The organism is Candidatus Omnitrophota bacterium (assembly GCA_018894435.1).
Classification (GTDB): Bacteria; Omnitrophota; Gorgyraeia; order JAHIPI01; family JAHIPI01; genus JAHIPI01.
In genome coordinates, this window is sequence record JAHIPI010000028.1 from 1 (window position 1) to 2,284 (window position 2,284).

At 45.0% G+C, this 2,284-nt stretch carries 2 protein-coding genes; both read left to right on the forward strand.

Annotation, left to right across the window (positions count from 1 at the left end):
- The coding region (locus KKI13_02310) for a cupin domain-containing protein (protein ID MBU4487885.1) at positions 1-1,114 on the forward strand (1,114 nt) is incomplete at its 5' end.
- A 2-nt stretch (positions 1,115-1,116) separates the two neighbouring features.
- On the forward strand, positions 1,117-2,284 hold a 1,168-nt coding region (locus KKI13_02315), incomplete at its 3' end, for a carbamoyltransferase (protein ID MBU4487886.1).

Sequence of the window (2,284 nt, forward strand, 5' to 3'; positions counted from 1 at the left end):
AAAGAGTACGCTTCCGGCTGTGCTCCTTTCTATAAAATACGCGGAGTTAAGGCGCCCCTTATCAGATGATGACATGATATATGTTTTTCCTTCAGACCACATGATAGAGCCGCTTCTAGCTTTTAAATCAGCTATTAAAAAAGCAGCACAATTAGCCGGAGACGGGAAGATGGTCGTTTTTGGCGTAAAGCCGGATCATCCTAAAGAAGGATACGGCTATATTATCAAATCAAAAAGATATAAGAGTGGCTTTTTAGTAAATAGATTTGTGGAGAAACCTTCCGGAAAAGCGGCAGGCGAGCTCATAAAAAAAGGCGCATTTTGGAATGCAGGTATTTTCTGTTTTACAAAAGGGGCATTTTTGCGGGAGCTCGCAAGATTTCAGCCAAAAATAGCTGTATATTCCGAATCCGGATACAATACTTTGCATAAGAAGTTTAAGTCGATAAAAGCTATTTCAATGGACTATGGCATAATGCAGTATACTAAAAATGCGGGAGTGGTGGAATTTCGGCTTAAGTGGTCTGATCTCGGGAGCTGGGACAGTTTTCTCCAGTATTTTACTCGCAAAAAAGGAAATTTTAATATAGGGAAAGCTGAATTTCTAGAAACAAATAATTCTTTCACTTATTCGGTAAATCGTCTTATGTGTCTGGTTGGATTGAATGATGTAATCGCGATAGATTCACCTGATTCTCTGCTTTTAGTAAAGAAGGGGTATTCCGACCACGTGAAGGACCTCGTGGCGTTAATGGATAAAAAGGGGTACACTCATTCTAAAGACGGCGCGACCGTGTATAGACCGTGGGGTTATTATACGGTTTTGCATGAGGCGAAAGGATACAAAGTAAAAGAGATAGGGGTTTATCCTAAAAAAACAATTGCGCTCCAGAGCCATAAACATCGGAGCGAGCATTGGAATGTGGTCGAAGGCGAGGCGCGCCTTTCCGTAGCCGGCAAATCTAGCCGCGCCAGACGCAATGAAAGTATTTATGTTCCGAGAGGGATTAAACATACAGTGTACAACCCGACTAATAAAATCACAAAGATCATAGAAGTCCAGATCGGTTGCTATTTGGGCGAAGATGACATCAAGAGGTTTATGAGGTACTAAGCATGGTAATACTGGGTGTGGCTACGCCGTTTGTGCATGATCCGTCGGCGGCGATATTAGTGAATGGTAAAGTTGTCGCCGCATGCGACGAAGAACGGCTTATAAGAAAAAAGCACGCAATGGGATATCTGCCCATAAAGGCGGTCAAGTTTTGCCTTAAAAAGGCGGGGCTTAAGCCGTCGGACATAGACGCAGTGGCATTTCCATGGTCTCACGACATATATAGAGAGAAGAAAAGTGAATATTTCTGGAGGTGTCTTGGGCCGCGGACTTCTTATGCCGTAAAAGCGCTCATGCGTGAAAAAGCAAGGCTTCGCGGCAAGGAAGAGAAGCTTGACGCAATCCTTGATAAATGCGGAATACCGAAAGAAAGAGTGAAAATTTATTTCATTGAACACCACCTCGCGCATGCCTCAAGCGCGTACCATCTTTCGGGCATGAAGGACTGCGCTATCATGAGCATAGACGGAGCGGGGGAGTTTACATCCACTCTATTTGCAAAATCGGAAAATGGGTCGGTTAAAAAGATCAGAGAGATAATATTGCCGGATTCGCTGGGATTCTTCTATGCCACTATAACCGAATATCTCGGTTTTGAAACTAACGACGGCGAATACAAAGTAATGGGCATGGCGCCCTATGGCGACCCCTCAAAGGTCGACATGAACCGGGTGATACGCTACACCGATAAGTCCTTCCGGTGCAATGACGACTATGTCTGGGTGACGCGCTCAAGGAGATACGACAAGAATAAAGTCTTCTCAAAGAAGATGGTAGAGGACTGGGGCCCCCCAAGAAAAGGCGATGCTCTCCAAGAGCCGTATATTCACATAGCGGCCGCCACCCAGAAGGCGCTTGAAGACATAACACTAAAACTTATGGAAGACCATTTGACAGATACCCTAAAAGAGACAAACGGCAGGCTCTGCTTCGCAGGAGGAGTCGCTTTGAACGTAAAGCTCAATAAGCGCCTTCTTGAACATCCCCTTGTAAAGGAACTTTTCGTTCAGCCGGCTGCAAACGATTCAGGCACTGCCCTTGGCGCCGCTACATACGTTGCCAATAAATTAGGCGAGCGTATAACGCCCATGGAACACGTCTATCTAGGCCCCGAATACTCAAACGACGAGATAAAATCCACCTTAGATACCTATAAGATTCCCTACGAAT